Origin of the sequence: Mesonia oceanica, from assembly GCF_902499555.1 — a bacterium.
In the GTDB taxonomy this organism is placed as follows: domain Bacteria; phylum Bacteroidota; class Bacteroidia; order Flavobacteriales; family Flavobacteriaceae; genus Mesonia; species Mesonia oceanica.
Genome location: NZ_CABVMM010000004.1, coordinates 39,209 through 62,878, shown reverse-complemented (window position 1 = coordinate 62,878; position 23,670 = coordinate 39,209). Strand labels below are relative to the sequence as shown.

The following is a 23,670-nucleotide window of genomic DNA, read 5'->3' as shown; positions in this document are numbered from 1 at the left end:
ATTATAATCCTTAAAGGATTATAAATATAATTAAAAATTTAAGGATTATCTTTTTAAAGTAAAATTACCTTTATATGTTTTTCCGTTGTTTAATTTGAGTGAATACCAATAATCATTAGCAGGCATTTGTTTGCCGTTAAATGTTCCGTCCCAACCTTTTCCATTAGGTGAAAGAGAGGTGATTAATTTGCCAAACCGATTGAAAATGAATATTTCGGCATTTTTCATATTTTCATTATTTCTTCCCAACAGGTGCCAAGTGTCGTTTATTCCATCTTGATTAGGTGTAAAAAATTTCATGATTTCAAGTACATCAAATTCTTTAGAACTAATGCCGCACCCAAGAAGGTCTTTTACATAAATTATATGAGTGCCAGGTTTTAAATTCTGAAAAATGTTTTCTTCTTGATAAGTAGAAAATTGATTGTCTACAGAATAAACATAGTCTCCTAAACTTTCTTCTTTTAAATGAATTGTTACAGTGTTTGTATTGGAAATCCCATCGATATCTACATCAAATTTAGCTTTATTGGAAGCAATAATGTTTATGGTTTTGGTCTTACTACATCCTGAAATTTTATTGGTTACAGTAACTTTGTGAGTGACTATATCGTTGGTCTCGATACTTTCGCTGATTTCTTGAGAGGGTTCCCAATAGTAAGTGTAATTATTTTGTTGATTATTGGGAATTCCACTTTCAAGGGTAATGGGTTCAGGAAGATTTTCTAGACAGTAAATAACTTCTTCTTCGTTTTCGATAGGGATTGAATTTAGAACTAACAAGTTAATGGCAACAACTTCTTCACATAAATTATCATTGTCAACCCTAGCAAAAATAGTTTGTTGAAAAGCATTAGTATTTTGAAAAGAAGTTATATTATTAATTTCGTTATTTTCTAAAATTGCATCTTCTTCATTTTCATAAAAGCTGATCACAAAATTTGAATTGATGCTAAGTAGTTCATTTTTAACTTCGTTTAAGTTGAAGTTTTCAAATCCATTTTCATTAGTTGGACATTCAGTTAAATCGATAGCTGCAAGGTTACTGTTTTGAGAAACATTTAATTCTACCTGCGCATAAGAAAAGCAATATTCAGAATTAACTCTGGCAATGATCGTTTGAGGGTTTTCTGTATTTTGAAAATTTTCTTCATTTTCAATGGGGTCAATACTGTTTTCAGCTTCGCTTAATGTTTCATAAAATTCGATAGTACTATTGGTTGCTGAAGTTATTGCGGTTTTCGCTTCCTGTAAATTGAAGATAGAAGTATTATTGTCAAAGTAACTACACTGTGTTAAGGAAATATCTAAAGGTTGAGGTTTGGGATGAAAAGTTACATTGGCAATTCCTATTAAAGGACAAGATCCATCATTTAAATCGATGCTAAGTTTATAAGTATCGGAAAGGGGAAAGTTATTCGAAGGGTTTGTAGCTATTGTTAATTGCTCGGTATTTTCACCGTTTATAATATCACCATTTTTATACCAAGTATACGTGTTATTACTATTTAGGTTTTGAGTATAAGCTAGGGTGAAACTTTCATCTTCACATAAATCCAATTTCGTCATCATATTTTCTGCATTTTCATCAATAATGTTGATACGGGACGAGAAAATAGATTGTATAAAGGGTGGTAATCCAAAAATAGCCGTTCTTCCTTGTAAGTATATTCCTCCGTTAGATATACTTTCAGAATAATTTACTTGATCAGCATCTAATTCAGGATTGTTAATAACCCCTAATTTTGAAGTAGAAATTACTGATTTATAGATTTTACCATTTGGAGCCAATTGTAACGCAGTAGCTGTATTGTCACTCAATCCATTAATGCTAGAGATAGAAGCAGGAATATCTGTAGCCTCTAAATCCCATTGATAAAGGAATGAAGTGTCCCCTTGAGTTGCAGTTGCATAAGCTTTTTTTGTTTCTTCTGAAAACTCAACGCCATAGGGAGTAACATTTTCTACTAATGGCAAGTTATTAGATACTTGTCCTGTTGAATCATCAAAATCATATAAATAAACTCCTCCATCTTGAGGATCAAAACTTGATGCCGGATTATAGCTCTTACAATTATGAGCTATTATGAGTTTTTTACCATTTGGTGAAATTTTCATGTAGCCTATTGCTCCTCTTCTATAAGATGAAACTGGTATAATTGGACCCGTTTGAGAAATAACAGGAGCTAAGTTAACACCAGCATTATCTATTTGAAATGCATAAAATTTATCTATAAAATGTGTTAAAACCCAAATTGAATTGCAATCACTTCCTTTAACAGCAGTAATTTTTTCTGAACATTTGTATTTAATTTCTTCTGAATCTGAAGGGTCGTAGGTAATTAAATGAACATTTTTTTCAGAAGGAATTACATTTCCCAATCCATTATCCAATGTCATATCTACGACCGAATAATTCAATCCATTATTATAACCATCGTCGTCCTGAGGAACACCACTTCCCGGTAAATCTGAATACTGACCGTTGAATGTACCTGGTCCTTGATTGGGGTAACTCGATGCATTATCATGATGAGGTTCGTCTACCGTAAATACATAATAAATATTGGAATCTGTAGGGTGTGGAACAATTAAGCCACTTGACGTACTTGAAGGATCTCCTAAGAGTCCTGTGCCACCAAAATAATTGGCATTGCTCATGACTTGGTGATTTCTATTCCAAATGGTTCTCCCATCGGTATAGAACAAAAGGTTACCGTTTTCATCTGAGATTGAAGAGCAACCTTCATTAGTTTCGAGTTGCCCATTTGTAATAGCAGTTGGTGGGGAAGTATTAAAATTTACACCAGCATTTTCTCCAAAAAACCAATAATTAGCTTCCCCTTGACAAAATACTGAAAAGGGAAGCAAAAGGAGTATAAGTAAAATTATTTTCATTAATCACCGGTAATTATTCAAATTTACAGGTTTTTAATGGAAAAGAAATCTGGCAAAAGTTAAAACAGACTAACTTTTACAAATCCCTCTTTTTTAATAATTTTAAAGAGCCCCATACAAAAATAGCGGTCCAAGCTAATACGATTAAGATTTGATACCAATGTACCGCATAATCTGAAATAATATCGGTTTGTAATTGGTTGGCTGCAGATTGAACAACATTTAGTCTAGTAATGGGTTGCTTTACTAAATTGGCCATGGACTCTAATGGGAAAAACTGAGTAATAGCTGCAGTTTTTGCACTATCACCAATTATTTGAAAACGTAAGATCCCAATTACAATACTTTCAAAAATCCACCAGACGAAAAGAAATCCAAGAGCGAAAGCAGATCTTTTTACCAGAATCCCTAAAAACATACAAAAACTAAAAAAACCGATGAGCTTTACCAAGTAAGCTAACATAAACTCTAAGTCAGAAAAGATAATTGAAAATTCAGTATAATCAGAAAAAATGAGTCCGAGTACCAAGGAAACAATAAATATGAATAAGGTAGAAATCACAGAAAATACCAAAACGGTATAAAACTTAGAGAGAATAAACTCCTTTTTGCTCATTCCGTCAATTAGGTTTTGCTTTAGTGTTCTATTGCTATATTCATTAGACATCATGGAGACAATAACTATTGCTAAGAATATCTTTAAATAGGAAGCAAAATAAGTATTGAAATGCCAAATATAGGGGAAGTTGAAAATCCCTTGATCTGCCAACTGAAAATCTAATCCTAAGATGTTAAACCTGATGGAAGCAAAAAGAGCAATAAGTGTAAATAAACCAAAATAGATAATCGATAGTACTTTGGTAGAACGGCTATATTTTAATTTGTGAAATTCTATATTGAGTAGTCGTAACATGTTATGCGTTTTGTTTGGTTAGTTCTAAAAATTGCTGTTCTAAGCTTTCTTTACGTTTTACTAAGTGAGATAGGATAATGCCTTTTTCAAAAAGCATTTTGTTCAGGTTTTCAGCTTCAATAGGTTTAGTAAGAATAGCTTTTACTAAATTTGTTTCAGGATCTAACTTTATATTTTCAAACCAAGTATGATTTTCTAAGGCTGAAATAAGTGCGTCATTGTTTTCGGCTTTCAGTTCTACATAACCATGACTTGCGTTCATTTCATCTACACGACCTGAATAAAGTTTTACACCTTTACGTATAATAATTACGTGAGAACATACTTTTTCAACTTCATCTAATAAATGGGAAGCCAATAAGATGGTCGTTCCCATCGCAGCAATTTTTCTGATGATTTCCCTAATTTGATGAATCCCTTGTGGATCTAAACCATTGGTAGGTTCATCTAAAATTAAAATTTCAGGATCATTAAGAAGGGCAGAGGCAATGGCCAAACGCTGTTTCATCCCTAAAGAAAATGTTCTGAATTTACTGTTTTTTCTATCTAAAAGCCCTACCAATGCTAATTTTTCTTCAATCTTGGCATTTTTTACATTCTTAATTTTACAAACCAAATTTAGGTTTTGCTTGGCAGTCATGTAGGGATAGAAATTAGGTCGCTCTATAATTGCTCCTACTTTTTTTAAGGCGTTGTGCGTAGATTCATTTCCGTCGAACCAGAAAAAATCACCACTGGTTTTATTCACCACATTTAGCACCATTCCCAAGGTAGTCGATTTACCACTTCCGTTGGGGCCTAAAATTCCGTATACATTTCCTTTTTCAATCTTAAAAGAAAGGTTATCTACCGCGGTTAACGGCCCAAACCTTTTCGTAAGATTGTTAAGTGTCAAGATTGTTTTCATCTAATTTATTTTCTTTTATCGGTCAGCTATTATTTTGATTTTGAATAGTGCAATTATTCAAAAATTATTTAGTTGGTTAATTTATATGTGTGACGACTAAGTTATGGTTTTGTTACAAGAAAGCTATAGGCAGACTTTCTAAATTTTATTACCTTGTGGCTATGGAAGAAAAATTGCTGTCGAAAAAAAAACCTATTTTCCCCATCACGGAAAAACTGAGTAAGTACCTATCAAAATATAATAGATATACAAAAATACCGGTCTTTTACGATGATTTGTTAAGATTTTCGGGATCTATTGTAGTTTATAATAAACATGATGAAGATACACTTTGGGTGCGCTGTTATTATCCTGATCATGAGCGTACGGAAATTGATAATAGCTTAAAAAGGGTTTATACTATTTTGCATTCTGATGGGAGTGATGAGGCATTTAAGTTTTTAAATGTAGATGCAATTGACTATTGTACGTTTGGAAACTCCAAACCTTTCCGAATAAAAATACGGAACGTTCTCAACGATAACTTTACTTATTTTTATGTAAAAAAAGCAGATGCTTCCCGAATTTATGGTTTGGAGTTAGAGCATATTCTTTCTCCGCATCGTATTAATTTTCTGCTTTATAAAGATACTTTAATCGAAGCGCATATCGCAGGAATTCCCGGTGATGTTTTTATTGAAGAACAATTAGATACTTGTAGTGAATACACTAAAAATCTAATAGCAAAACAGTTTGTCAAATTCAATGAGCGTTGTACGATTAGATTGTTAGGAGATATGCGCTCGTATAATTATGTAATTATCCCCACTCACGATTTTGATCATGTAGATTATCAGATTAGGGCAATAGATTTTGACCAGCAATGTTATGAAGGGAATCTAAAAGTGTACCGCCCACAATTTTTTAAAGAAAACTTCCCCATGGTGAAATTGGTAACTACACATTTGCAAGAATCTTCAATTGAACAATACCGAAAGGAGGAACGTTCGCAAATGGCCAAGCGGCTAATTACCAGTCAAAAAAGGTTTAAGCACTTATTGACTTGTATGACCTCAGATCATATTTCAACCAAAGAAAATTTAAAACGTCTAAAAACAGATTTAGTCGCTTATTCTAAAGATGTAAAGTTTAAAAGGGCGAGAACAATGGGGGGAGTGCTAAAAACTGCTTTAGAATTTGTAAAACGGAATTACGTTGATACCAATACAAAAGAGATTATGGAGTTTTAGTTTTGAGTTTTTGGTTAATTAGCTGAAATTAAAACTGAAATCCATAACAATAAAATATACTTCTTGATTCTAGCCTCATTTCTGAAATATTACTTAGAGCTGAGTCCTAAAATATCAAATAAAAAAGGATTTAAAAGCCTTCACTTCTAAATCCTTTTTTTGATAATTTTATTGCTAAACCTAGTTTATTTTTTCTCTTCTTTGTTAAAATAAACCAAGTAGTAATACATCTGGCGTTCCTCATCCCAACCTTTTTCAATAAACTTCTCAGCACTTTCCGGATTAATAAAATCCATTTTTATTTGTACGTTGGTATCGAGGTTAATCACACTTTTTATCTTTTTTCGTGCAGCAGATACAGCGGTGTTGGAAACCGGAAATTCTGTTAAATCTTCAATTTTATATTTTGGAGCTTTTTCGGTTTTATAATTTTGAAATTCAGGTATCAATGCGGGATTTTCCATTACTTCATTCAAGAAGCTGCTTTCTTCAAAATTGTCATTCTTCGCAAAATGATTTACTGCACGGTTCATAAACATTACTTCTTGTTGTTTATCTTCTGCAGGTAAAACCACATCTTTTGCAAAATTCTGACAGAATTTTAAATAACTTTTAGTGTTGAAGTTCTCATCGGCAAACACATCTACCCCTAAAAACTGCTCTAGCCAATATTTGGTATCATAGCGGTTAGAATCTACTGAAAGTACTTTAAAACCTTCTTCTTTGTTTTTATTAAAAATTAAAGTGCCCTTGTCTAATTTATTTAGATTCACACCTTGTTGAAGAATAGCCTCTAAATTCTCCGATTTTTCTTGAAATTGAAGAAAATCGTGTTTCAATTCAGATTTAAAAATTCCCATTGCGTCCATTCGTTCATTATCCAACATGACGTTATCAAAATAGACTACATACAATTCACCACTTTTAATATGAGGATGTTTTCCTTCGTTAAAAAGCAATTGCGCAATTTTTTTAGACTGTTCGTGAACTGTTGATGGATCTTGAAAAACAGAAGAAACCGCATTGTAAAGATCGTGAAATTCTAAATCTGTATCATGTACAAATTGATAGTAATTCTCTTCTTTCTCGCGAAACGATTTTAAAAAGTATTCCTTTAAAAGCGCCTGCATCTCATCATTCAAGGCATAGGGCTCTTGTGATAAAAACATTCCTTCGTTACGGCTTTTATTGCCAACACGATGAATGGAAAGCGATTCAATTTGTGTGTTATATAAATTAATCATAGTTTACTATTGTTTGGTTATTTCCTCCATTAAGGTTTAATCGAATTATTGTTTATCCGACTGTTGGAAATATTGTTGTTTTTCACTCCGAGACTGAAGTCAAGAAGTTTTTTTAAGAAAAAATTAAAAATTAATTCCAGTTAGGATCAAAATCATAATCATCTAGATTTTCAAAATCTACATCATCTTCTCCATATTCATCTTCCAATTCGTCCTCTTCAGCTTCAAAATTTTTCTCTGGCGGGCTATCTGGTAATTGTCCGTGAGCAAACATTAAATTGGGGTAATCACGACCATCTTCAGCTTTAGTAACATCGGCTAGTTCCACATAAAAAGTCCACATACTAAAGAAGTCATATACATAGATAAGTTGCGTGTTATCTTTGTCTACTACAGTATCTAAAGTAGTTTCGTTCATCATTCTTACGGGATTCATCCCTTCGCTCATATCAAAAAGAACAATTTCTTCACCTTGGTTCCATTCTGCATCACTTAAGTAAAATGATGCCATTTCGGTGCCATCAAATCCAAAAGCTTGAGTGATAGAGTTGTGAAGGTCTTCTAAAGTGGAGTCATCTTCAATTTCAATATCTCTAAAAACGTCATCTAAAGTGTCTAAAACAATTCGAAACTTATAAATCATACTACAATCAAAATTAAGGAATGCAAAGATACATTTTCAAAACTGTAATAGGCAAATAGATTTTGATGTAACTAAAACTATTTTTTAACTATTTGCTAAATCTATGCAGTACAAAAGTCATCGTGGCTAATAAGAAAAATGCACCTACCTGATGTGTTACACCCAGCCAAACTGGGACTTGATAAATAAGTGTAAAAATGCCTAATAAAAATTGTACAAAAACAATAATTAATAAGGTATTAATACCATTTTGTTGAGCTTTGGTAAGTACTAACTTTTTAGCTTTAAACCAAATAATAAGTATAGCAGCGACTACAAAATAAGCAAGGTAGCGGTGTACAAACTGAACGCCACTTTTACCGGAAATAAAGTTTTTTAATAAGGGTTTTTGTTCGATATAAACCGTTTCATGAATTAATTTTCCTTCTGCCATAAAAGGCCAATAATTATGTATAAAACCAGCATCTAAACCTGCTACAAAAGCACCCCAAGTGATTTGGAGAATTAAAACAATCATTCCAATCCATATCCACTTTTTCATTTTAGGAACCGCTGGTTTAAGATTGTTCTTGTAAATAATATCGAGCGCTACCCAAAAAGAATAAGCGAAAGTTATAAACGCCGTCATAAGGTGAGCGGCCAATCGATAATGGCTAACTGAAGGCCGATCTACCAAGCCACTTTTTACCATGTACCAACCCATAAAACCTTGAAACCCTCCTAACAATAATAGAATAATAGCTTTCTTGATGGTAGATTTGGTAAGTTGTTTGGTAAACAAAAAATATAAAAAAGGAATAATAAAAACCACCCCTATAAGTCGGCCAATTACCCGATGAATCCATTCCCAAAAATAAATATCTTTAAAGTCCTCTAAATTAAAATGATAATGAAGTTTTTGATATTCCGGATATTGTTTATAAAGTTCAAAAGCTTCAACCCATTCCTGCTGATTCATAGGTGGGATTACCCCATGAATTAATTTGTAATTGGATATAGAGAGCCCTGAATTTGTTAGACGAGTGATACCGCCAACTATTACCATAATAAAAATAAGGGTACAACCTGTTAACAGCCAGTAAACTACTTTTTTGTTGTCTTTCATTTAGGTATAGTGTTAATTCTAACTTCTTGCTTTTTGGTATTATAAATTTTATGTACTCAACTGTTCTTGTGAGTTTGTAAGTTTAATTGCTTTCCTTTTTTTAGCATAAATTGATAAGCTGCTTCGTATTCATTTGGAATTTCACCTTCTAAAATTGCTTCTTTAATTGCATTTTTAATAATTCCGATTTCCCGAGAAGGTTTGATGTTGAAAGTTTCCATGATTTCTTCTCCGGAAACTGGCGGTTGAAAATTTCGAACATGATCCCGCTCTTCAACTTCTTTTATTTTTTGCCTAACAATCTTAAAGTTGTTATGGTATTTTTTATAGCGTTTTGGATTTTTAGTGGTAATGTCTGCTTCACAAAGCGTCATTAAATCTTCTATATAATCACCTGCATCAAATATTAACCTTCTTACCGCAGAATCGGTAACATATTCTTCGGCAATAACAATAGGGCGCGAGCTCATAAATACCATTTTTTGAACGAACTTCATTTTTTCATTCAATGGCATTTTTAAACGTTTAAAAAGTTTAAAAACCATTTTGGCTCCTACAAATTCGTGGTTGTGAAAAGTCCAGCCAATTTTTTTATGAAACTTTTTGGTGGGAGCTTTACCAATATCGTGCAATAAAGCTGCCCATCTAAGCCAAAGATTATCGGTGTTTTCTGAAATATTATCGACCACTTCCAAGGTGTGCCAAAAATTATCTTTGTGCCGCTGACCTTCTTTTTCATCAATACCTTGAAGAGCTGTCAGTTCCGGTAAAATTAAAGGTAAAAGTTTAGTTTTTCTAAGCAAAGCAAAACCAATAGAAGGCTTTTCTGAAAGTAAAATTTTATTTAGTTCTTCTACGATTCTCTCTTTAGAAATGATTTTTATTCGTTTATGGTTTTCGGTAATTGCGTCGAGTGAAGACTCTTCAATTTTAAAACCTAATTGAGTAGCAAATCTAATGGCACGCATCATTCGTAACGGATCGTCAGAATAGGTGATTCCTGGTTCTAACGGGGTTTTAATAAGCTGTTGCTTAAGGTGCTCCAGTCCATTAAAAGGGTCTAAAAGTTGACCAAAATTTTCTTTATTGAGCTGAAGTGCTAAGGCATTGATCGTAAAATCCCGTCGGTTTTGGTCGTCTTCCAATGTGCCTTGTTCAACTTCTGGGTTACGAGAGTTTTCGTTATAAGATTCCTTTCGAGCACCTACAAATTCAACTTCTACATCGAAGGCGCGCAGCATGGCGGTACCATAAGTTTTAAAAACCTGAACTTTGGGTTGATGAGGTAATAATTTAGAGACTTCTTTAGCAAGGCTAATTCCGTTTCCAACCGCTACAATATCTATATCTTTTGCGTCACCGCGTTCTAAAAAATAATCTCTTACAAAACCGCCAATAGCATAAGTTTCTAGTCCTAAACTATCTGCTGCTTTAGTGATATATTCAAAGATTGGATGTGTTAAAGCTTTTTGGTGCGTTTTTTCTTGGGGCATTTTTATTTTCTAATAACTTGCACTTTTCCATCCAAACTTAATTTAATAATGGTGGAAGGTTGCGCATTTTTTTTAGACGGTTGCAAATTTACAACATAGTCTACTCCTTTTAAAATTTCAGGACTTATTTGCTTAAAAGATTTTGGAGTGGGTTCTCCACTTATATTAGCTGAAGTGGAAACAATGGGTTTTCTAAATTTTCGGATGAGTTGATTGCAGAATTTATCTTTACATACTCGAATGGCGAGAGAGTTATCTTCTGCAATTAAATTTTCGGCAACTCGAATGGGGTCATCATAAACAATGGTTGTAGGTTTAGCAGCATATTTTAGGATATCGTAAGCCACTTCCGGAATTTCTTCAACATATTGATTGAGCATTTTAAAATCGGAGACCATACAAATCAACGATTTGCTTTCAGCTCTTTGTTTTAAAGCAAAAACTTTTTCTACGGCCTCTGCATTGGTGGCATCACAGCCAATTCCCCAAACTGTATCGGTTGGGTAGAGGATGAGTCCGCCTCGTTTTAAAGTTGCTATGGTGTTATTGATTTCTTCTTTCATTATTTATTTAATAATACATTATAAATTTTCAAGTAATTTTCGGCAGCATTTTTCCAATTAAAGTATTGTGCTCTGTCTTTTAGTTTTTTAAGGTAGAATTCTTTTTGGGTATTAAAAGTTTTTATTCCGTTTTCAAAAACCTCTTTCATACCTTCAGCCTGAAATTCATCCCAATAAAAAACTAAATCTTGACCAATTTCAGGGAGTGAAGTTTTGTTAGAAGAAAAGATAGGCTTTTGAAAAAACATGGCTTCAATAATAGGTAAACCAAAGCCTTCCCGCAAGGATGGGAAAACGAAAGCTTTGCAGTTTTTGTAATAATATTGCTTTTCGGTATCGCTTATTTTGCCAACTAAATGAATGCGGTTTTCTAGTTTTTTTTGCTGAATGAGTGTCTTTAATTCTTCTCCATACGATGTTGAATTTTTACCAGCTAAAACTAGATCGTGATGAGGTAATATTTCAATTAATTCAACTAAACATTTTAAGTTTTTTCTTGGAGCAAATTCACCTATAAAAAATAAATAAGGATTTTTAGGAATTACTTTAGGTTGAAATTTTTCGGGAAGGTTTATTTCTTGAATAGGATTACCGTTATAAACTACATATTCTGGAACATCAGGAATTTCGAAATACTCGTGTGTGGAGCTTTTCGCAAATTCAGAAATATAAGTAATGCCTTTGCTTTTAAGAAGTTTTTCCTGAAACCGAATATGATGAGGATGATTTTTTTGTTCAGCAAAAACAGTATTATGCACCGTTAGTAAATAAGGAATGTCGTGATAGGGTTCAACTTTAGTATTTTGATTGAGTGCGTGCCATAAATCATATTTTTTTCTAATCCTTAAATTCTCGTAACGTCGAAAAGAAAAGTATTTTTTGTATTTAAAAGAATTACCAAATTGCTTTCTGTCTTGTAATAAGTTTGGAGAATGTATAGTAAGTTGTACCTCTTTTGGTAATTCTTTAAAAGCTTTGAGTAACTGAATATTGAACTGACCAAAACCAAAAAACGGATTTTTGAGGTTGTGAGATTCTAAAAAGACTTTTTTCATAACTACAATTTTCAGTCGGAAGTTTATTTATTCTTCTTTTTTCGAAGCCTTATGGCACGTTTAATGTCTTTGTAAATGCATTTAAATTGCGTGTCAAAATAATTACCTATACTTTGTAAAACCCATTTGTGCTGAGCTTCAAGACTTTCTATTATAGCTTCTCTTTTTTCAGCATTCATCTTAAAATTTTGTAATTCAGCAGCAGTAACATTGCCGTAGCCAGTAAATTCATTGACTTTATTTTCTTGATGAATAATGGACATCCATAATCTTTTATTATTGATACGTTCTACTAACGGGTCAAGTTTCCAATCGGCATGACCTTTTTGCCAAACCGATTTCGGGTTTTCATTTTTTTCAATTAAACTAATAAAAGGGTTCCAAAGCTGTCTTTTTTTACCCAATCTAAATTTTGGGTGAATTTGAAGCGTAAATCCATCGGCATAATCAAAAGCCCAATGGTCTTTTTCTACAAAACGTTTTTGTACATCAGCTATGTAATTGTAAGCAATACAATCATCGTTATCAATTCTACTGGTAATGATATATGCAGCGTTAACTTTGTTTAATTCTTCTTGGATGGCGGGAACAAAAGCCTGCATATTTTCCACAAATTGAGGCTGAAAGTTGGAGTAGCCCAGGGATAAGCCTAAAATTCTATCTTTAAAAACTTTAGGGGTGTCAACATCAAAATACACAAACCACGTAAAATTTTGATTGCTTTGGTGTTTTACGGAAGGAAAACAAAAGGTTTCGAACAGTTTAAAACGTCTTTCCAGCCATTCTTCCGTTAGTACCGGAATGTTATTTTTAGAAGTATCCCAACCTTCTTTTTTTAAATTGAATCGTGTAATAAGGTAATGTTGGAACATAAAATTATTTTTTTTCAGCTAAAATTTCTTGGTAATAATCTAAAGTTTGTTGGGCCATTTTTTCTTTAGTAAATTTTTCTTGAATTTTTAATCTTGCATTATCGCCTATTGATTTACGTAAATCATCATTTTTAAATAATAATTTTATGTAATCCAAGTAATCTTCAATAGAATTTGCTAAAAAACCATTTTTCTTATGATCAATAATTTCTTCAGTAGCCTCTATATTAGATGCGATTAAAGGTATTTTCAATGCCATAGCTTCTTCTATTGCTAAGCTGAAATTTTCATTTTTTGTAGCAAAGATACATATCGTTGCCTGCGAAATTATTTTTGGTAAATGATTATTGTTTTTAGGGCCATAATATTTTGTAGATTTTAAAGCTTTTTTAGAGAGTAAATCCTGGCATTCGTTTTCCCAATAGCTGTTACCTCTCCCAATAATGTGTAAACTAGCTTTCGGGAATTCTTCAATAGTTTGATTGAAAACTTGGCATAACTTATCTACTCCTTTAGCATTGGATAGCGTACCGAAATAAAAAATTGATTGAGGGATTTTTTTGATGTTTTCTATAGGACTAAACAATTTATGGTCTATTCCATTATGAATAACTTTATCGACATTAATTGAGTAAATTTTTTTTACGGCATTTGCAGAGAAATTAGAAACAGCAACAGTATAGGGAGTAGCTTCTAATGCTTTCTGCTCCATTGAGATTTTAAGTTCATCTTTTTCTTGATTTAGATAGTAATGCCAAAATCCCCTAGAACCATGGAATCTCAACACAAGAGGAGTTGAATTATCCCAAAAAGCAGTATATCCATTAAAAACAAAAGATTCAATAATATCAATATTGTTTAATTCTGCATATTTTTTTAATTTATTAGCAAGGTATTTTCTTTCTTTTTTTAAGAAATATAATTCAGCAGATTTTATGTTCATTCTTGAAGTAATAGATCTTACTCCTTCTGAAATAGGGAAGCTTTTAGAATATTTTTTAAAAAAGTGGAATTGAATTTTACCTTCTTTAAATGATTTATTTTTTTTTGAAAATCCAAACACGTGAATAGTATGTCCGTTGTCTGTAAACTCCTTAGCTAAAGTTTTTAAGAAAGACCCAACCCCACCAGCAGCAGGTAAATCAGGATGAGCATATTCGTTAGTAAAAAATAGAATATTCATTATTGGTTGGATTTTACAACTTCGTTTAACTCAGTAAACATTTTTTTAGCAATAACTTCTTTGGTGAAGTTATCGAGTAAATACTGATAACCTTTTTCTTTAAACTTTTCTTGTAGTTCTGGGTTGTTAAGAAGTAGGATTACTTTTTCTGCAAAATCTTCTGGATTGCCCACTTCTGCTAAAAGCCCAGTTTGGTTATTTATGACCACTTCAGGTATGCCGCCGGCGTTGGCTGCGACGATAGGTACTTTACAAGCATAAGATTCTAATAATACACCACCTGTAGGTTCGTTATTAGAGGTGAACATAAATAAATCGAAATCAGGTAAAATCTCTGGGATATCTTTTCTAAAGCCTGCAAAAATAATATGATCTTCTAATTGAAGTTCTTTAACCAAAGCTCTAATTTCTTCTTCTAAAGCTCCTTTACCCACTAAAATAAATTTTGCTTTTAGTTGGTGCTTGTTTACCAAAACCGAAACTGTTTTTACCCAAGTTTTATGGTCTTTAAATCCGGTAAATTCAGCTATATTACCAATGATGGGAAGTGAAGGGTCAATGTTAAACTCTTTACGTAATTTACCCGTAGATTGTTGATGTGGAAATTTATTAATATCGGTAACACTACCTACTACGCACAATTTGCTATGATCTTTTACAGCATATTTAAGTACATCTACTACAGGATGTGAAACACAGATTATTTTTTTAATTCCGCTATAATTGTATTTCCATTTTCTTAGAAAGTTAGTGTCAACTCGCCTTATTAATGTACGGCAAAGTACAAGAGGAGTTTTCATTCGGTAAATAAAAGAGGACATTACAGCAAGCGTTTGCGCTTTACTGCTATGAAGAAAAACAACATCTGCATTTTTCTCTTGGGCGATTTTTTTAAACTCTTTAGCAAATTTAAAATCATATTCAGAATTAAAATCAAAACCGATGACCTGCATGTTTTTAGCAGTGGCTCTTTTGAAAACTTCAGAGTTGTTTGGGCAAACAATCCATTGATCTTTTACATAACCAAAGGCCTCAAAAGCTTCATATAGATAAATAATTTTCTGTTCGTGTCCCCGCCAACCATCGGCAGCCGTAAATTGTATTAACCTCATGAATTGCTAGAATTGGATGCAAAATAACCAAAATTCTATTAATACCTACCGAAGTTGAAATTTTATAAGTTTAAAAATATACTTTTGCAGTATGGTTGAAGTTTATAGTGAAAAATACAATTACCTAAGCACATTTGTTAGACAGAAAATTGAAAGTTTTCAAGAAGAAGGTGAAAAATTAGGTAATGGAGATAGAAATGAAATTAAACTCTTTAAGTGTGAAGATGGTCTTATACTAAACATTAAATCATTTAAAGTTCCAAACTTGATTAATCAAGTTGCTTATAAACACTTAAGAAAAAGTAAAGCGAGAAGATCTTTTGAATATGCTCAAAAACTTCAAGAATTGGGAATAGGTACACCAGATCCTATTGCTTATTTTGAATTTCCAACCGCAACCTTATTTAAAAAAAGCTTTTATGTAAGTGAGCATTTAAAAGCCGATTACACTTTTCGTGATTTAACCCATAATTTTGATCTTCCTAACCATGAAGAAATTTTAAGGGCATTTACAAGGTTTACATTTCAGCTTCACGAAAATCAAGTTTTATTTTTAGACCACTCGCCGGGGAATACACTTATTAAAATTAATAATGGGAATTATCAATTTTATTTGGTCGATTTAAACCGAATGGATTTTAAACCCCTATCTTTTGAAGAGCGTATTAAGAATTTCGCAAAATTGACCGATCAAAAATCAATTGTGGAAGTTATGAGTGATGAATATGCCCAATGTTTAGGGAAAGATTATCAAAAGGTTTTTAATTTGATGTGGAGTGAAACTGTAAAATTCCAAGAAAAATTCCACAAAAAGCGTCGCTTGAAGAAAAAAATAAAGTTCTGGAAAAAATAAGCTTATTTTCTATTCTTTCTAATTAACCAGACTTTTACAAACCGCATAAAAACCGTATAGCTTTGTATATAGCTTATGGTCAAGCCTACCACTCCGTCTCTAAAACCACCCTGAATAATGTAATGCTTAAAGAAGCTCCACATAGGTTTGATAACAAAATGATATGGAGTAAGTTTTCCGACCTTTTTATCGTAATCACTAGCTTGCCACCAGCCATAACGATTCATTTTTTCTATGTGCTTATCTATGGTTATGTACGTATTGTGATAAAATTTATGAGTAAGTTTTCCTATTTTACCGTTGGCTATAATTTCTGCATGCACTCTTTTATCTTCGTACTTACAGAAATCCCTTTTAAAAAGCCGTATAACCTTATCGTTTTTCCAACCACTATGTTTTACAGGTTTCCCCATAAAATGATTTTTTCTACCAATCCAGTAAGCAACTGTGTTATCTGTAGGAGGATTTTTAAGGATATTTAAAATCTCTTCTTTAAGCTCAGGAGTTACTCTTTCATCAGCATCGACTAAAAGTATCCATTGATATTTAGCTTGGGGGATTGCCCAATTTTTCTGAGAAGAAGAGTAGTTGTATTCTCTTCTAATCACTTTGTCGGCTAGATTTACAGCTTTCTCATAGGTTCCGTCAGAACTCAGACTATCTACCACCAGTATTTCATCAGCAAAATTAACCGAAGAAATTACCTCTTCAATGTTATGAATTTCGTTGCCCGCGGGTATTAAAGCTGTAAGTTTTTCCAAGAGTTTTTCTTTCTAATTGTTTAGTTAACTTAAAAAAAATTAAAAGTATATATTGCCTAGATGCTCGTTATCTTAAAAAGTTGCAGCTAAATTCTAAGTTTTTTTTCAATTCTGAAAAGGAAATTATTAAAAATAATTACTTTTGATTTTAAAAATTAATATTTTTCTAAATCTTTCAATGGACTCATCACCTAAAATAACCTTAATTATAGCTACTTACAACGCTGTAGACTGGTTGGAAAAAGTACTTTACGGCTATAGTGTGCAAAATTATAAAGATTTTGAAATTATTATAGCTGATGATGGCTCTACGGAGGAAACTAAAAAATTAATTGATAAATTTAAAGAAAACTATCCTGTAAATATTATTCATCTTTGGCATGAAGATGAAGGTTATCGTCGCCAAACCATATTAAATAAAGCTATTGTAGAAGCTAATCACGAATATATTGTTTTTACAGATGGTGATTGTATTCCTAAAAACGATTTTCTAGAGCGGCATGCGATGTACGCAGAAAAAGGAAAATTTTTATCTGGCGGTTATTGTAAGCTTGATATGCAGCTAAGCAACCTTATAAAAAAAGAAGATATTATCTCAGGAAATTGCTTTGATGTAGCGTGGCTTAAAAAGAATGGAGATTTAGGTTCTTCTCAACAACGAAAGTTGGCAAGCGGAGAGTTGATTTCTAAGTTATTAGATACATTTACCCCTTCAAATGCTTCTTTTAATAACTGTAATTCATCGGCTTGGAAAGAAGATTTAATAGCTATCAATGGCTATGATGAACGCATGCGTTATGGAGGTCCTGACCGAGAGCTAGGTGAACGTTTAGAAAATTATGGTGTCAATGGGAAGCAAATAAGACATCGTGCCTTGTGCCTACACCTAGATCATGCTAGAGGTTATAAAACAAAAGAATCGCTAGATGCTAATTTGGCTATTAGAAAAGAAACAAAAACCAAGAAAATTATAAAAACTCCTTTTGGGATCGAAAAATTATAAAACCTCTTTTAGATAATTGATTAGTTTTTCTTTAAAATATTCTGGCTTTAATGCTTTGTAATAAGTAGTGGCTTCTTTTCTAATTTCTTTTAAGCTGAGTTTCACGTAAGTTTCCGGCTCATAATCTTCCAGATGAACACTTACATTTTTATGATCTTCATAAAGCGCCCAGGCTGCTCGTTTTGTGAATGGAGCAAAAATTGAAAAAGTAGGAACTTCTAAAGCTTTAGCCATATTTACCGCACCGCCTTCGTTTCCAATAAAAGCTTTGCATAAAAAAGTTAATGCCATAAATTCCCGTAAGCTTTTTCCATAAATAGAAAGATGTATTCTTTGTTGTGTTTTTGGTTCACAAAGCTTTACTAATTTTTCTACTGTTTCCAATTGCTTTGGAATATAATTAACTAACAATTCAGCCTCGGTTGTTTCAACAATTGTGTCTAAAACTTTAGCTAAATAGAGGAGTGGATAACTTTTTTCTTCTGAGGAACCCAAAACTCCAAGCATCAAAAGGGATTTATTTACTAAATTTTCTTGCTGAAGTATTTTTTTTGCTGAAGAAATTTCTTCTTCGGTTAAATAAATCTTTGGTTTTAATTCTTTTGCATAAGAGGTGTCTAACGATTGTAAAAGATGCATTCGGTTTTCAATCGCAAGTCCTGCCTTGGTTTCAGGTTTAGGTTTATAGACGTAAAGCTCGTCATACGTCAATTGGCTATACCATTTTTTATAACCAATTTTTAGTGGGGCTTTAGAGAATTTTCCAATTAAGACACTGATGGGTTTAGAATAAACATCGATCACCACTTGGTAATCCTCTTTTTTAATTTGCTGAAGGAATTGAAAAAGTTTTACAGGCGATTTCTCTATCTCTTTGGTCATAACCACTACTTTATCGATAAATGGATTGTTTTCAATTACCGGAATCGTATGCTGATTCACTAAGAAATGAACTTTTGCCGAAGGATTTTTCTGCTTGATTGCTTCACATAAAATAGAAGAGGTAAGCACATCACCAATCATTTTTTGCTGAATAATTAAGTATTTAGCAGTATTTAAAGGAAGTTGAGGTTTATTCATGAGCAAAAATGATAAAAATAAAAAACCTTCTCATTTGCGAGAAGGTTTTTGGGGTAATATTATAAAGTTTATACCGCTACATTATATTCCCTGAGCGCATCATTTAGAGAAGTCTTTTTGTTGGTACTTTCTTTTCTTTTTCCAATAATTAAAGCACAAGGTACGTTAAATTCTCCTGCGGGGAATTTTTTGGTATAACTACCGGGAATTACCACAGAACGAGCAGGAACAATCCCTTTCATTTCAAGGGGTTCTTCACCGGTTACATCGATAATTTTGGTAGAAGCAGTCAATACAACATTAGCTCCTAAAACCGCTTCTTTTTCAACTCTTACACCTTCCACCACAATACTTCTAGAACCTAAAAAGGCATTATCTTCAATAATCACGGGTGCTGCTTGCAAAGGCTCTAAAACTCCGCCAATTCCAACACCACCAGAAAGGTGTACATTTTTGCCAATTTGCGCACAACTTCCTACGGTGGCCCAAGTATCGACCATTGTTCCTTCATCTACATAAGCGCCAATATTTACATAACTTGGCATCATAATCACACCACTGGAAATATAAGCTCCGTGTCTGGCCACAGCATTGGGTACCACGCGGATTCCCTTTTCTTTATAACCCGTTTTTAAAGGCATTTTATCATGGTATTCAAAAATACCAGCCTCTAAAGTTTCCATTTTTTGAATAGGGAAATACAAAACAACTCCCTTTTTTACCCATTCGTTTACTTGCCATCCTTCAGCAGTAGGTTCAGCACAACGTAACTCACCAGCGTCAATTAAGTTAATTACTTCACGAATAGCTTTTTGGGTTTTATCTTCTTTTAAAAGTTCTCGGTTATTCCAAGCTTCTAAAATTGTATTTTTTAAATCTGTCATTTAGTTAAATTTTGTTCAAATATAAGGCTTCTCATCAAATATTATAACAATAGGAATAGATGTGTTACCTTTGCAAAAAAATTGAATATGGCTAGAATTTTGGCCTTAGATTTTGGAACCAAGCGAACTGGCGTTGCCGTAACCGATGAGTTAAAAATGATAGCTTCCGGTTTAACTACGGTAGAGACCCCTAATTTGCTTTCCTTTTTAGAAGATTATTTTTCTAAAGAAAAAGTAGAATTAGTTTTAATGGGAGAACCAAAACAAAAGGATGGAGCTGCTTCCCAAAGTGAAGAATTCATCCAGGAGTTTTTAAAAAAGTTTGCTAAAAAGTTTCCGCAGATGAAAGTAGAACGAGTAGATGAACGATTTACTTCAAAAATGGCAGTACAAACCATGATTGATAGCGGACTCAAAAAAAAACAACGTCGCAATAAAGCTTTGGTAGACGAAATTAGTGCCACCATAATTTTACAGTCCTATTTGTATTGATGATAAAATTTTACGTATTATCACATTTTAAAATTAAAAATTAGCAGATTAACATGATATTACCAGTTGTCGCTTACGGAGATCCTGTTTTAAAGAAAAAAGCAAAAGACATATCTCAAGATTATCCAAAACTTAATGAGCTAGTCGAAAACATGTTTGAGACTATGTATAATGCTTCTGGCGTTGGTTTGGCAGCTCCTCAAATAGGGCTTCCTATACGCTTATTTGTCATTGATACAACTCCATTTTTAGACGATGAAGATCTTTCAGCAGAAGATGAAGAACAATTAAAAGACCTTAAAAAAGCTTTTATCAATGCAAAAATTCTAGAAGAAAAAGGGGACGAATGGGCATTTAACGAAGGCTGTTTAAGTATACCCGATGTTCGTGAAGATGTGTTTAGAAAACAAGAAATCACTATTGAATATTACGATCAAGATTTTAATAAACATACAGAGACCTATGATGGTTTAGCGGCAAGAGTCATTCAACACGAATACGATCATATTGAAGGAATTCTTTTTACCGATAAATTATCGGCACTAAAGAAGCGTCTCATTAAAAGTAAATTACAAAAAATAAGTAAAGGCGATATTCGAATAGATTACAGAATGCGCTTTCCTAATGCAAAAAAAGCACGCTAATCTTTTTGTTATTATAGCGAGAGATTAGATATTTGCGACCCTTAAAAAATTAAAACATGAATTTAGAGAAAGTATTAGCTATTTCAGGAAAACCGGGATTGTATGAATTAAAAGCCCAAACCCGTGGAGGTTTCGTGGCAGAATCGTTGGCAGATGGTAAAAAAATATCGGTAAATGTGCGTCACAATGTGAGCATGCTTAGTGAAATCGCAATGTATACTTATACAGAAGAAGTACCTTTACGAGAGGTTTTTCAGAAAATTGCAGAAAAGGAAGATGGTAAAGAAGCCATAAGCCACAAAGAATCTAAAGCAAAATTAGAAGGATATTTTAAAGAGATATTACCGGAATACGATGAAGATCGCGTATATGCTAGTGACATCAAAAAAGTATTCCAATGGTATAATATTTTGGTAAATGCTGGAGTTACAGATTTCTCTGAGCAGGAAGCAGAAGAAAAAGAAGAAACCGCTTCAGAAGAAGAATAAAAAGTTTTTTCATCAAAATTTAAAAGCCTTGTAGTGATGCTACAAGGCTTTTTTTATTGGTAAGCCCAGAAGTACTTGACTATTGGTTATACTTACTTGTAGAAAGAAAAGTCTTTCTTACTGGTCACCTTAAGGTGGATTGGAAGGGTTTTGGGCAAGTAAAAAACGATACTGATCCCTTTTGCAAAATCTCTACTTGATATAAATAACTCCATGTTAAACTCGTTTAACTCCGTTGAGTGTTCGAGTTCAGTATCTCATCCTTACTATTTGTACTTCAATATTGTATAAAATTTCGGGTTAAGCCTTTCTTGCCGATTGGAAGGGCAGGAATCACAGAAGAGATTTACTTTTAATTTAAAAAACTAAAATCTCACTATTCATCTCTCACATCTTCCTGAGAAATTGTATTTTTAAACTCCCAAAACGAGACCTATGAATTCTAGAAAAGACCAATTGCAAGCGTTTGATCGATTACTGACTATTATGGATGAACTTCGTGAAAAATGTCCGTGGGACCGTAAACAAACCATGGAAACATTAAGGCATTTAACTATCGAAGAAACTTACGAGTTGGGTGATGCTATTTTAGATAAGGATTTGGAGGAAGTTAAAAAAGAACTTGGTGATGTTTTATTGCATATTGTTTTCTATTCTAAAATAGGAAGTGAGAAAAAAAGCTTTGATATCGCCGATGTCGCCAATGGTATTTGCGAAAAACTTATTTCCCGTCATCCGCATATTTACGGAGATGTGGAGGTTGACAATGAAGAGGACGTCAAGAAAAACTGGGAAAATTTAAAACTTAAAGAAGGTAAAAAAAGTGTTTTGGAAGGCGTACCGCATTCCTTACCAGCTTTGGTGAAGGCAAGTAGAATTCAGGATAAAGTTGCAGGCGTAGGCTTTGATTGGGAAGAACCCCAACAGGTTTTTGAAAAAGTAAAAGAAGAACTCAACGAGCTTCAAGAAGAAGTAAATACCCAGAATCAAGACCTGATCGAAGCTGAATTTGGTGATGTACTGTTCTCGATGATTAATTACGCCAGATTTTTAAAGGTAAATCCTGAAAATGCATTGGAACGGACCAATAAAAAATTCATCAAGCGCTTTCAATATTTAGAAGAAAAAGCTAAAGAAAATAATAAATCACTTAAAGAAATGACGTTAGAAGAGATGGATGTTTTTTGGGAAGAAGCGAAGAAAATTTAAGCAGAAGTTGAAACTGAACTAGAAGTCGAAATTAAAAAAATAAATAGGTGATTGTTTTCGTTATTCCGGGTTTGATCAAGAATCAAATCACCGGCATACAAGTTGATAACTTTTCAAAATTTTATTTTTGAAAGCTTTGTATTCAATTCAAAAAATAAAGTTTTCCTAATTCCTAATTCCTAATTCCTAATTCCTAATTCCTAATTCCTAATTCCTAATTCCTAATTCCTAATTCCTAATTCCTAATTCCTAATTCCTAATTCCTAATTCCTAATTCCTAATTCCTAATTCATTAATTAAGTCTCGATTGACTACATGTTTTCCTTCAAATGGAATGATTTCTAAACGATCTCCAAACATTTCTTTGGCGCGTTTAGTTTCTTCTGCAATTCGTTTTTCGGTTAAATATTCATCTTGCGTACCGTACCATAATTCAACTTTTGTATGTTGTAGAAATTCAAAATCTTGAGGTTGAAGTTCTTTTGGGATTCCTCCAGAATGAATCACAAGGGTGTCACATGCTAATTTTCGGGAAGCCATCCAACGGGTCACTACTGAAACTCCTTGTGAATAGCCTAGTAAAATAAGACGTTTATCATTCGGGATTTCTTCCGTAGCGAGAACCGAATCTAAGTAATTCAATACATTTTCAGTTTCTTGTTGAGTTTCTTCACGCGTTAGCCAACTAGCACCCACATGCTTGAAATCTGATTTTTGGTAATATTTAGAAGGTGCTTGTGGGGCGATAATATAATTTTCTTCCGCATCCAATCCATTAAAATACTGAATGAAATACCGACTTAAAAAACCAAGTCCGTGACAACAGAACCAAACATTTTTGGTAGCTGAGGTCAATTTATTTTTAGTAGAGTAGGTGTTGGTTGTTTGGTAAGAAACCTTTTTTTCTTCGGTCGCCATGTAGTTGCTATTTTGTATTTTTACTCAATAATTGAGTTTGAGATATATTGTCTGATGCCCAAAGATAGTTAGAAATGAATAAAATTTTTCTTCCTACAAGCTTTCTAAAACCTTGTAGGTG

General features: G+C 32.9%; 23 protein-coding genes. 7 read left to right on the top strand and 16 right to left on the bottom strand.

What is annotated here, in order from left to right; genetic code table 11:
* Positions 1 to 45: 45 nt before the first annotated feature.
* From FVB9532_RS05750 to FVB9532_RS05740, 3 genes are all read right to left on the bottom strand, one after another.
* A complete protein-coding gene (locus FVB9532_RS05750) occupies positions 46 to 2,898 on the bottom strand; it encodes a T9SS type B sorting domain-containing protein (protein WP_150544254.1) in 2,853 nt (950 codons plus the stop codon).
* 76 nt (positions 2,899 to 2,974) lie between these two features.
* The gene (locus FVB9532_RS05745; protein ID WP_150544253.1) at positions 2,975 to 3,811 is read right to left on the bottom strand and encodes an ABC transporter permease; all 837 of its coding nucleotides are present in this window, start codon (positions 3,809 to 3,811) and stop codon (positions 2,975 to 2,977) included.
* A 1-nt stretch (position 3,812) separates the two neighbouring features.
* Positions 3,813 to 4,718 (bottom strand): ABC transporter ATP-binding protein, encoded by a 906-nt coding sequence (locus tag FVB9532_RS05740; protein ID WP_150544252.1) that lies wholly within the window; start codon positions 4,716 to 4,718, stop codon positions 3,813 to 3,815.
* Between the two features lie 161 nt (positions 4,719 to 4,879).
* Here FVB9532_RS05740 and FVB9532_RS05735 point away from each other — a divergent pair, with 161 nt between their 5' ends.
* Positions 4,880 to 5,947: a hypothetical protein gene (locus FVB9532_RS05735; protein WP_150544492.1), complete on the top strand. Its 1,068-nt coding sequence runs from the start codon at positions 4,880 to 4,882 to the stop codon at positions 5,945 to 5,947.
* Between the two features lie 185 nt (positions 5,948 to 6,132).
* Here FVB9532_RS05735 and FVB9532_RS05730 read toward each other — a convergent pair whose 3' ends face one another.
* The 9 genes from FVB9532_RS05730 to FVB9532_RS05690 all read right to left on the bottom strand — a co-directional run bounded on the left by FVB9532_RS05730 (position 6,133) and on the right by FVB9532_RS05690 (position 15,217).
* Complete coding sequence (locus FVB9532_RS05730; RefSeq protein ID WP_150544251.1) at positions 6,133 to 7,191, bottom strand: nucleoid-associated protein; 1,059 nt, start codon at positions 7,189 to 7,191, stop codon at positions 6,133 to 6,135.
* Between the two features lie 130 nt (positions 7,192 to 7,321).
* The gene (locus FVB9532_RS05725; protein WP_150544250.1) at positions 7,322 to 7,834 is read right to left on the bottom strand and encodes an IS1096 element passenger TnpR family protein; all 513 of its coding nucleotides are present in this window, start codon (positions 7,832 to 7,834) and stop codon (positions 7,322 to 7,324) included.
* An 88-nt stretch (positions 7,835 to 7,922) separates the two neighbouring features.
* Positions 7,923 to 8,939: a COX15/CtaA family protein gene (locus tag FVB9532_RS05720; protein WP_150544249.1), complete on the bottom strand. Its 1,017-nt coding sequence runs from the start codon at positions 8,937 to 8,939 to the stop codon at positions 7,923 to 7,925.
* A gap of 56 nt (positions 8,940 to 8,995) precedes the next feature.
* A complete protein-coding gene (locus FVB9532_RS05715) occupies positions 8,996 to 10,432 on the bottom strand; it encodes a CCA tRNA nucleotidyltransferase (protein WP_150544248.1) in 1,437 nt (478 codons plus the stop codon).
* A gap of 2 nt (positions 10,433 to 10,434) precedes the next feature.
* Positions 10,435 to 10,995, bottom strand: coding sequence for an L-threonylcarbamoyladenylate synthase (locus FVB9532_RS05710; RefSeq protein ID WP_150544247.1), 561 nt, complete (start codon positions 10,993 to 10,995; stop codon positions 10,435 to 10,437).
* Positions 10,995 to 12,050 carry a glycosyltransferase family 4 protein gene (locus FVB9532_RS05705; RefSeq protein ID WP_150544246.1) on the bottom strand — a complete coding sequence of 352 codons (1,056 nt, stop codon included), beginning with the start codon at positions 12,048 to 12,050 and terminating at the stop codon, positions 10,995 to 10,997. Before FVB9532_RS05705 ends, FVB9532_RS05710 begins: the two co-directional genes overlap by 1 nt.
* 23 nt (positions 12,051 to 12,073) lie before the next feature.
* Positions 12,074 to 12,922 (bottom strand): glycosyltransferase, encoded by an 849-nt coding sequence (locus FVB9532_RS05700; RefSeq protein ID WP_150544245.1) that lies wholly within the window; start codon positions 12,920 to 12,922, stop codon positions 12,074 to 12,076.
* A 4-nt stretch (positions 12,923 to 12,926) separates the two neighbouring features.
* Positions 12,927 to 14,105: a glycosyltransferase family 4 protein gene (locus FVB9532_RS05695; RefSeq protein WP_150544244.1), complete on the bottom strand. Its 1,179-nt coding sequence runs from the start codon at positions 14,103 to 14,105 to the stop codon at positions 12,927 to 12,929.
* Positions 14,105 to 15,217 carry a glycosyltransferase family 4 protein gene (locus FVB9532_RS05690; RefSeq protein ID WP_150544243.1) on the bottom strand — a complete coding sequence of 371 codons (1,113 nt, stop codon included), beginning with the start codon at positions 15,215 to 15,217 and terminating at the stop codon, positions 14,105 to 14,107. Before FVB9532_RS05690 ends, FVB9532_RS05695 begins: the two co-directional genes overlap by 1 nt.
* A 91-nt stretch (positions 15,218 to 15,308) precedes the next feature.
* On the opposite strand from FVB9532_RS05690, the gene FVB9532_RS05685 reads away from it, so the two are divergent.
* Positions 15,309 to 16,070, top strand: a complete 762-nt coding sequence (locus FVB9532_RS05685) for a lipopolysaccharide kinase InaA family protein (RefSeq protein ID WP_150544242.1) — start codon at positions 15,309 to 15,311, stop codon at positions 16,068 to 16,070.
* A gap of 2 nt (positions 16,071 to 16,072) precedes the next feature.
* Here the strand turns inward: FVB9532_RS05685 and FVB9532_RS05680 are convergent, their stop codons facing one another.
* Positions 16,073 to 16,831, bottom strand: coding sequence for a glycosyltransferase family 2 protein (locus tag FVB9532_RS05680; RefSeq protein WP_150544241.1), 759 nt, complete (start codon positions 16,829 to 16,831; stop codon positions 16,073 to 16,075).
* A 178-nt stretch (positions 16,832 to 17,009) separates the two neighbouring features.
* On the opposite strand from FVB9532_RS05680, the gene FVB9532_RS05675 reads away from it, so the two are divergent.
* A complete protein-coding gene (locus FVB9532_RS05675) occupies positions 17,010 to 17,834 on the top strand; it encodes a glycosyltransferase family 2 protein (RefSeq protein ID WP_150544240.1) in 825 nt (274 codons plus the stop codon).
* On the opposite strand, the gene FVB9532_RS05670 is transcribed toward FVB9532_RS05675, so the two are convergent.
* Positions 17,829 to 18,914: a glycosyltransferase family 9 protein gene (locus tag FVB9532_RS05670; protein ID WP_150544239.1), complete on the bottom strand. Its 1,086-nt coding sequence runs from the start codon at positions 18,912 to 18,914 to the stop codon at positions 17,829 to 17,831. The two genes, FVB9532_RS05675 and FVB9532_RS05670, sit on opposite strands and share 6 nt — an antisense overlap.
* A 68-nt stretch (positions 18,915 to 18,982) precedes the next feature.
* A complete protein-coding gene (locus tag FVB9532_RS05665; RefSeq protein ID WP_150544238.1) occupies positions 18,983 to 19,798 on the bottom strand; it encodes a 2,3,4,5-tetrahydropyridine-2,6-dicarboxylate N-succinyltransferase in 816 nt (271 codons plus the stop codon).
* An 87-nt stretch (positions 19,799 to 19,885) separates the two neighbouring features.
* On the opposite strand from FVB9532_RS05665, the gene ruvX reads away from it, so the two are divergent.
* The 4 genes from ruvX to mazG all read left to right on the top strand — a co-directional run bounded on the left by ruvX (position 19,886) and on the right by mazG (position 22,631).
* Positions 19,886 to 20,290: a Holliday junction resolvase RuvX gene (gene ruvX / locus FVB9532_RS05660; RefSeq protein WP_150544237.1), complete on the top strand. Its 405-nt coding sequence runs from the start codon at positions 19,886 to 19,888 to the stop codon at positions 20,288 to 20,290.
* 53 nt (positions 20,291 to 20,343) lie between these two features.
* Positions 20,344 to 20,934: a peptide deformylase gene (def, locus tag FVB9532_RS05655; protein ID WP_150544236.1), complete on the top strand. Its 591-nt coding sequence runs from the start codon at positions 20,344 to 20,346 to the stop codon at positions 20,932 to 20,934.
* Positions 20,935 to 20,990: 56 nt separating this feature from the next.
* Positions 20,991 to 21,422 (top strand): DUF5606 family protein, encoded by a 432-nt coding sequence (locus FVB9532_RS05650; protein WP_150544235.1) that lies wholly within the window; start codon positions 20,991 to 20,993, stop codon positions 21,420 to 21,422.
* A 435-nt stretch (positions 21,423 to 21,857) separates the two neighbouring features.
* A complete protein-coding gene (gene mazG / locus FVB9532_RS05645; RefSeq protein WP_150544234.1) occupies positions 21,858 to 22,631 on the top strand; it encodes a nucleoside triphosphate pyrophosphohydrolase in 774 nt (257 codons plus the stop codon).
* Between the two features lie 270 nt (positions 22,632 to 22,901).
* Here the strand turns inward: mazG and FVB9532_RS05640 are convergent, their stop codons facing one another.
* Positions 22,902 to 23,549, bottom strand: coding sequence for an alpha/beta hydrolase (locus tag FVB9532_RS05640; protein WP_150544233.1), 648 nt, complete (start codon positions 23,547 to 23,549; stop codon positions 22,902 to 22,904).
* Between the last annotated feature and the right edge of the window lie 121 nt (positions 23,550 to 23,670).